Below are 8,551 nucleotides of genomic sequence, written 5' to 3' on the forward strand. Positions count from 1 at the left end.
GGCGGATGGGGCCGGATGACACCCGAACGGGACATGTGGACAACCCGTCCGAGCGAACCGGGGTCCGGGGTAGCGTCTGGGCCGTGCCGGACACCACCACCGCCGAACTCGCTTCCTTGCCCGAGCTGCTGAGCGCGGCGGTCGAGGCGGTCGGCGGTGTGGAGCGATCCGGTCAGGTGCGGATGGCGCAGGCGGTGGCGGACGCGATCCGCACCGGGGACCATCTCGCGGTGCAGGCCGGCACGGGGACCGGAAAGTCGTTGGCGTACCTGGTTCCGGCGCTGCGGCACGCGGTGGAGCACGGCTCGACCGTGGTGGTGTCGACGGCGACGATCGCGCTGCAGCGCCAGCTCGTGGACCGGGACCTGCCGCGGCTGGCGAAGGCGCTGACCGGGCCGCTGGGCCGGGCACCGAAGTTCGCGATCCTCAAGGGACGGCGGAACTACCTGTGCCTGCACCGGTTGAACAGCGGGGTGCCGGAGGAGCCGGAGGACTCCGTGCTGTTCGACCCGTTCGCCGTGTCCCGGCTGGGGCGGGAGGTGAAGCGCCTGCACGAGTGGGCGGAGGACACCGGGACCGGGGACCGCGACGAGCTGGTGCCCGGCGTGACCGACCACGCGTGGCGGCAGGTGTCGGTGTCCGCGCGGGAGTGCCTGGGTGTGGCCCGGTGTCCGGTCGGGACGGACTGCTTCGCGGAGCGGGCGCGGGCCGACGCCGGGCGGGTGGACATCGTGGTGACCAACCACGCGTTGCTCGCGATCGACGCGCTGCAGGGAATTCAGGTGCTGCCGGAGCACGACCTGGTGATCGTGGACGAGGCGCACGACCTGGTGGACCGGGTGACGTCGGTGGCGACCGCGGAGCTCACCGCCACGGCCGTGACCGCGGCGGCCCGGCGGTGCGGGCGGCTGATCGACCAGGAGGTGGCCGACCGGCTGGTCGAGGCCGGCGACGGGCTGGCGTTGCTGCTCGGTGACCTGCCGGTGGGGCGGGTGGACGCGTTGCCGGTGCCGTTGGGCGCTTCGCTGGGGACGGTGCGGGACGCGGCGCATGCGTGCGTCACCAAGCTGGGGCCGGAACGGAAAGCCGACGTTGATGTGGCGACAGCCCGCAAGTTGGCCCTGTCGTTGCTGGAGGATGTGCACGACACGGCGGTGCGGCTGCTGGCCGCGTTCGACGAGGACTCGGCGCACCGGCGGGACGTGGTGTGGGTCAGCGGCGGTGAGGGGCCGCGGCCGGTGTCGCTGAAGGTGGCGCCGCTGGCGGTGGCGGGGTTGCTGCGCGAGCGGTTGTTCGGCACGTGCACCACGGTGTTGACGTCGGCGACGCTGACGCTGGGTGGGACGTTCGACGCGATGGCGCGGTTGTGGGGGTTGCCGACCGAGCAGCGGGCCGGCGTCAAGGCGGAGGGGACGGCGACGGACAAGGCGCCGCCGGACGACGAGGGTCCGAAGTGGACCGGGCTGGACGTCGGGTCGCCGTTCGAGCACGAGCGGAGCGGAATCCTTTATGTGGCGAAGCATCTGCCGCCGCCGGGCCGGGACGGGCTGCCACCGTCCTATCTGGACGAGCTGCGTGAGCTGATCGACGCGGCGGGTGGGCGGACCCTGGGGTTGTTCTCCTCGATGCGGGCGGCGAAGCAGGCGTCGGAGGAGCTGCGGAAGCGGGTCACGGTGCCGATCCTGTGCCAGGGCGAGGACTCCACGGCGTTGCTGGTGAAGAAGTTCGCCGCGGACCCGGCGACCTGCCTGTTCGGCACGCTGTCGCTGTGGCAGGGCGTGGACGTGCCGGGGGTGTCGCTGCAGCTGGTCGTGGTGGACCGGATCCCGTTTCCGCGGCCGGACGATCCGCTCGCCTCGGCCCGGCAGCGGGCGGTGGAAGCCCGCGGTGGCAACGGTTTCCTCACTGTCGCCGCGACGCATGCCGCGCTGCTGCTGGCCCAGGGGACCGGGCGGTTGCTGCGGTCCATGACGGACAAGGGTGTGGTGGCCATTCTCGACCCGCGGCTGGCGACCGCGCGGTACGGCCGGTTCCTGCGCGACTCGCTGCCCAGCTACTGGACCACGTACGACCCGGAGGTCGTCCGGGGAGCGTTGCGGCGGTTGGACGAGGCGGCCACCAGAGCCGGCTGAGGGTAGCCGGCGTCGACCGTCCACATGCTCCAGTTGTCCAGGCTGGCGATCACCTCGGGGACCCGGAGCGCGGCGCCGCGGGCGCGGGCCGCATGGAGGTCGGCGTCGGCGAGCGCGTGGCGGAGCGCGGCGTGGAGGTTGTTCCACGCGGGCCGTTCCTGGGCGGGTACCGGCACGCCGAGGCGGTCGCGGAGGCCGCACGCCAGGCCGGACAGCTCCGCGGCGCGCCCGGGATCTCCTTTGGCCAGCAGGGCTTCCGCGAGGGTGTCGAGTACGCTGGATTGGCGCCAGCGGTCGCCGATGTCGTGGTGGACCTCGAGGCTGGCGCGGAGGGCGGCGATGGCTTCGGGGTGACGGTGCCGGCGCAGTGCGATCAGGCCGACGAGGTGCCAGGCCCAGGCGATGCCTTCCTTGGCATCCAGGGCACGGCACCGGGTGAGGCCGTCGTTGGCCATGCCGTCCGCGATGTCGAGCTGGTCGCGGGCGGCGGCGACGAACCCGAGGTGGACCTGGAGGCAGGCGGCCGTGACCGGGTCGCCGAGCCGCTCGCAGCGCTCCAGGGCCGCGGTCATGGCGCGTTCGGCCTGGTCGACGTCGCCGGCGAGCCACCACGTGAACCCGGTCTGGAAGAGCAGGCGGGTGACCATGGTGCCGTCGGTGCTCTGCAGGACCCGGGCGCGGTCGAGCAGGGTGAGCGACCTCGGATAGTCGCCGCGTTCCCGGGCCACCGCGGCGAGCAGCCGCAGGGTGCGGGCCATGCCCTCGCGGTCGCCGGCCTGGCCCCAGAACCCCATGGCGCGCTCGGCAAGGCGCTGGGCCTCGGCGTATTCGCAGGTCAGCAGCGCGAAGTTGGCGGTGGCGGTGTGCGCGAGGCCGATCAGGGCGGGTGCGGCGTCGGGGTCGGTGTCGAGGGCCTGCTGGAGCCATTGCCGGCCTTCGACGTAGCGGCCGCGGAGCCGGCAGTACTGGGTGAGCGCCACGGCCAGGCGGAGCCGGGCGACCGGATCCCGGCCGGCGAACCAGGACAGGGCGGCGCGGAGGTTCTCGTGGTCGGCGGCGAGCCGGGCCAGCCAGCAGCTGGCTTCCGGGCCGTGCTGCTGGCGGTCGGCTTCCTCGGCGAGCGCCAGGTAGTGCCGGGCGTGGCGGGTGCGGGCGTCGTGCCCGGCGTCCGGGCACTCCGCGAGCCGCGCGCTGGCCCAGCGGCCGATCGTCTCCAGCAGGCGGTACCGGGCGCCGAGGGCGTCGCGGTCGACCACGACCAGGGACTTGGCGGCCAGGTCGGTGATCACGTCGACGGCCGGAAGGTGGCCGCCCCAGACCGCCTCGGCCGCCGCGATGGTGAAGCCGCCGGTGAACACCGCCAGGCGGCGGAACCGGTCCTGGGTAACGGGATCCAGGAGGTCGTAGCTCCACGCGATGGTGGCGTGCATGGCACGGTGCTGCGGGCGGTCGGGGTGTCGGGTGGTGCACAGCAGTGCCGGATCATGGAGCCGGTCGGTGATCTCGGCGACGCTGAGCACCGCGGTGCGGGCCGCGGCCAGCTCGATCGCCAGGGGCAGGCCGTCGAGGCGGGCGCAGAGCGCGGCGATGCCGGGGCCGTCGCCGTCGGTGAACCCGCGGACCGCGGCGACGTCGGCCCGGTCGAGGAACAGCCGGACGGCGTCGTAGCCGGTCAGCTCGACCAGGCTCGGTGAGTCCGAAATGGACGGTGGCGGCACCGGGAGCGGCGGCACCGGCCAGGCGACCTCGCCGAGCACGCCGAGGGACTCGCGGCTGGTGGCCAGCACGCGGAGGTCCGGGCAGCAGCGCAGCAGGGTGGCGACGACCTCGGCGCAGGAGGCGACCACGCGCTCGCAGTTGTCCAGCACCAGCAGGCAGTTCCGCCGGCGGAGGTACCGGGCCAGGGTCGCGGCGGTGCCGCAGTGCGGGTCGGCCGAGCGGCCGATGCCGTCCGCGATCGCGCCGGCGACCAGCGCGGGGTCGGTGAGCGGGGCCAGGTCGACGAACCAGGCGCCATCGGGGAAGCGGGTGCCGACGCGGTCGGCGACGGCGATGGCCAGGCGGGTCTTGCCGGAGCCGCCGACACCGGTGAGGGTGACCAGCCGGTGCCCGGCGAGGAGCGAGCGGAGCTCGTCGATCTCGGCCCGGCGGCCGATCAGCCGGGTCAACGGCGTCGGAACGGCGCCGGACCCGCGCCGGTCGGCCGCGGGCGGGCCGGTGACCTCGGCCACCGGCGAGCCGTCGGGAATCTCGTGGCCGGCGAGAATGGCCGCCTCGAGCCGTTTCAGCTCGACCCCGGGCTCCACCCCGATCTCGTTGACCAGCAGCGCGCGGACCCGCCGGTAGGCCCGGAGCGCCTCGCCCTGCCGCCCGGCCCGGTAGAGCGCGCGCATCAGCAGTTCCCACAACCGTTCGCGCAACGGGTAGCTGGCGACCATCGACTCCAGCTCGGCGGCCACGCCGGCGTGCCGGCCGAGCATCAACTCGGCGGCGAACACGTCCTCGACGGCGTTGAGCCGGGCCTCGTGCAGCCGGGTGGCCTCGGCGCGCACCCACTCCCCCGACGGGCAGCCGGCCAGCACATCCCCGCGCCACAAGCCGAGCGCGGTGCGCAGCGTCGCGGCCGCCGCCTGCGGGGTGGTCAGCAGCCGGGCGCGGCCAACCAGGTCGAGAAACCGGTGCACGTCAACGCAGGTGGCCGGCGCGGCCAGGGCGTAGCCGGGCGACCGGGTGGCGATCAGGTCCGCCATGCCGCCGGCGAGCAGACCCCGGCGGAGGTAGGCGACATGGGCGCGCAGCGTCTTCTCCGCCCCGGCCGGCGGGTCGCCGTCCCACATCCCCTCGATGAGCGTGTCCCGGGACACCACATCCGGCGCGCGCAACGCCAGCTCCCCGATCAGCGTGCGCAGCCGCGGGCCACCGAGCGGAACGACACGGCCGCCGTCGTCCGTCACCTCGACCGGACCGAGCAGGCGGATCCGCACCCGGGCAATAGTACGCAATCCGTGCTCAACCGGACACAGCCCGTTTCCAGTATTCGTTGCGGCGAATTGGCCTACACAGGGGTCGTTCCCTTCTACCGCAACATGTTCATTCCGCACACCCAACCGGAGTCCAACAATTCCGCAACGCCCGTGCGCTGTGATCTCCGGCGGGAAACCCCACGTTGCCTTGGAGGACCGCATGAGCCACCGACCATCCCGCCGCACGGTCGTCGGCATCGCGCTGAGCGCCGTCGCCGGCCTGGTGCTCGCCGCGCCGGCGTCGGCCGCCCCGCTGGCCGACTCCCCCGCCGCCGCGCCACAACCCGGCAAGGTTCTGTACACCAACGACGCACGCGCGCTGCCCGGCCAGTTCATCGTCTCGCTCGGCGCCAACACGAAGGAGGAGGACGTCGACCGCCTCGCCGACGAGCTGACCAGCAAGTACGGCGGGCAGAAGCAGTTCGTCTACACCGCCGCCATGCGCGGGTTCTCCATCCAGGCCACCGACTCGCAGGCGAGCCTGATCGCCGGCGACCCGGCCGTCGAGTTCGTGGCGCAGGACATCGAGTTCACCGCCGACGCCCTCGGGCTGCAGCCCAACCCGCCGTCCTGGGGTCTGGACCGGATCGACCAGCGTTCCCTTCCGCTGGACAACAAGTACTTCTACCCGAACATCGCCCAGAACGTGACCGCCTATGTCATCGACACCGGAATCCGGTTGACCCACCAGGAATTCGGCGGGCGCGCGATCTGCGGGTTCGACCCCTACCTCGGCGGTTGCGCACCCTGCCCGGTCGGTTTCGCGCAGTTCCACGGCACGCACGTGGCCGGCACCATCGGCGGCCGGACGGTCGGCGTGGCCAAGGGCGTGCGGATCGTGTCGGTGCGGGTGCTCGACTGCAACGGCTCGGCTTCCGGGGCCACGGTCATCGCGGGCGTGAACTTCGTGACGCTGTCCCAGCAGCTCAACCCGAACCAGCGCAGCGTCGCCAACATGAGCCTGGGCGGCGGCGCGTTCGCCCCGCTGGACAACGCGGTCACCGCCTCGATCGCGGCGAACGTGCACTACTCGGTGGCGGCCGGCAACAGCAACCTCAACGCGTGCGGCTTCTCCCCGGCACGCACCCCGCGGGCCACCACCGTCGGCTCGACCATGATCAACGACAACCGGTCCGCGTTCTCGAACTTCGGACCCTGCCTGGACCTCTTCGCGCCGGGCGAGAACATCTTCTCCGCGTCGAACACCGCGGACAACGCCTACGCGGTGGCCAGCGGCACCTCGATGGCTTCTCCGCACGCGGCCGGCACGGCGGCGATGTGGCGGCAGAAGTTCCCCGCCGACAACGCAGACCAGGTGGCGACGGCGCTGGCGGCCAACGCCACGCCGGGTGTGGTGATCAACCCGGGCATCGGCTCGCCCAACCTGCTGCTGTTCCAGTCCATGATCCCGGTCTGACCGGGTGAGTTGACCCGTGGAGCCCCCGCTGCGCCGGGGGCTCCACCGCTTGGGGCCATTTGGCGCATTGATCGAAAATCCGGCGTATCACAGAGTGGGACGGTCCGGAAGTCCATGTTCGGAACCGGAGGTCCCCCATGCAGCGCAGAGCTGCTCTCTTATCCGTGACCACCCTCGTGGCGAGCGTGCTCGCCGCCGTGTCCCCGCTGAGCGCACCGGCCGAACCCGTTGCGCCGCTGCCGTTCCGGCTGACCACGGCGGCCGCGTTCGACGTCTCGCCGCCCCTGCGGGAGCTGGCCGCCCGACCGGCCCCGCCCGCGTCCGGTGACTTCGACGAAGATGAAGACGACTCCGTCCGGCCGGTGGTCGACAACGGCTACACCGGCGACGGTGCCCTGCAGCAACTCGGCGTTTCGGCCCGGGCCGCCGACCCGCTCGAGCAGATCTCCCCGCCGCGGATCAGCTTCGAGGGCGTGGCGAACTCCGCCAACCCGATCCTGATCTCGCCACCGGACCCGAACGGCGAGGTCGGGCCGAACCACTATGTGCAGACGGTGAACGTCCAGTACGCGGTCTACTCGAAGACCGGGGCACGGCTGGCCGGCCCGGCGCAGATCGGCACGCTGTTCGCCGGGTTCCCGATCACCGACTGCACCGGCTTCAACGGCGACCCGGTGGTTCTGTACGACCAGCAGGTGGACCGCTGGCTGATCACCCAGTTCACCGTCGACGGCCCCGAGTTCTGGAACTGTGTCGCCATTTCCACCAGCCCCGACCCGACCGGCACATATTTCCGGTACGCGTTCTCCACCGGCCCGAACTTCCCCGACTACCCGAAGTACGGCGTCTGGAACAACAGCTATTTCCTGTCCACCCGGGAGTTCGCGCCGGACGACAGCTTCGCCGGCATCGGCGCGTACGCGCTGGAGAAGGCCCGGATGGTCGCCGGCAACCCCAACGCCCGGGCGATCAGCTTCCTGCTCCCGCCGGGCGACACGCCCAATCTCACCGGCGACGGCCTGCTGCCCACCGACTGGGACGGCTCCAGGCCACCGAGGGCGGGCACGCCCAACTGGTTCGTCGGCACCCAGGATGACGGCGCCGGCACCGGCGCGGCCTTCGACGCGCTGAACGTGTTCGAGTTCAATGTGGACTGGCGGCCCGTCCCGCGAGCGACCTTCGGCCTGGCCGCGCAGATCCCGGTCGCCGCGTTCGACTCGATCTTCCCGTGCGCCCCCGGCCCGCGGAACTGCATCCCGCAGCCCGGCACCACCAACAAGATCGACATCCTGTCCTCACGGCAACGGCCGATCTTCCGCCTCGCCTACCGCAACTTCGGCACCTACGAGTCCCTCGTCACCAACCAATCGGTCGAAGCCCGCCCGGCCGAAGCCGGCACCCGCTGGTACGAACTCCGCCGCCCCCGCGGCGCCGCCGTGCCGACCCTGTTCCAGCAGGGCACCCTCGCCCCCGGCGACGGCATCCACCGCTGGATGGGCAGCATCGCGCAGGACAAGAACGGAAACATGGCGTTGGGCTACAGCGCCTCCAACGGCACCGACGTCTTCCCCGGCATCCGCTACACCGGCCGCCTCGCCGGCGACCCCGCGGGGTTGATGGCCCGCGGCGAACAAACCCTGATCGCCGGCACCGGAGTCCAAACGGTGAGCCCCCGCTGGGGCGACTACACCGACCTCACCGTCGACCCCTCCGACGACTGCACCTTCTGGTACACCAACGAGTACTACACCACCTCCTCCCCCAACGGCTGGACCACCCGAATCGGCTCCTTCAAGTTCCCCAGCTGCCGGTTCTAGTTCGTTGACACGCCGGAACCGGACATCCCGGTTCCGGCGTGCCCAGTGCGATCATGCGGCTACTCATCGTGACCAGGAGCCCGCGTGAACACCAAGCAGAAACCGCCCTTTCCTCCGCCGCCGGCTCGGCAACCGCCTCCGAGCCATGTGCGAGAGCGCCGG

General features: G+C 72.1%; 4 protein-coding genes. 3 read left to right on the top strand and 1 reads right to left on the bottom strand.

Annotated features, from left to right (window positions below; all coding sequences use genetic code 11):
- The first annotated feature begins 83 nt into the window (after nt 1–83).
- Complete coding sequence (locus VGR06_RS19850) at nt 84–2,132, top strand: ATP-dependent DNA helicase (RefSeq protein ID WP_327560596.1); 2,049 nt, start codon at nt 84–86, stop codon at nt 2,130–2,132.
- Here VGR06_RS19850 and VGR06_RS19855 read toward each other — a convergent pair.
- On the bottom strand, nt 2,054–5,116 hold the full coding sequence (locus VGR06_RS19855) for an AfsR/SARP family transcriptional regulator (protein WP_327560597.1): 3,063 nt from the start codon (nt 5,114–5,116) through the stop codon (nt 2,054–2,056). The genes VGR06_RS19850 and VGR06_RS19855 overlap by 79 nt on opposite strands.
- 199 nt (nt 5,117–5,315) lie before the next feature.
- Between VGR06_RS19855 and VGR06_RS19860 the strand changes: the two genes are divergently transcribed.
- Together VGR06_RS19860 and VGR06_RS19865 are read left to right on the top strand one after the other, a co-directional pair.
- Complete coding sequence (locus tag VGR06_RS19860) at nt 5,316–6,572, top strand: S8 family peptidase (protein WP_327560598.1); 1,257 nt, start codon at nt 5,316–5,318, stop codon at nt 6,570–6,572.
- A gap of 164 nt (nt 6,573–6,736) precedes the next feature.
- Nucleotides 6,737–8,389: a hypothetical protein gene (locus tag VGR06_RS19865; protein ID WP_327560599.1), complete on the top strand. Its 1,653-nt coding sequence runs from the start codon at nt 6,737–6,739 to the stop codon at nt 8,387–8,389.
- Nucleotides 8,390–8,551 lie beyond the last annotated feature (162 nt).

This window comes from Actinophytocola sp., assembly GCF_036002505.1.
Taxonomy (GTDB): Bacteria; Actinomycetota; Actinomycetes; order Mycobacteriales; family Pseudonocardiaceae; genus DASYTH01.

What these genes read in the sequence shown, in the direction of transcription:
- VGR06_RS19860 (WP_327560598.1), top strand. Translation starts at nt 5,316, where the DNA reads ATGAGCCACCGACCATCCCGCCGCACGGTCGTCGGCATCGCGCTGAGC.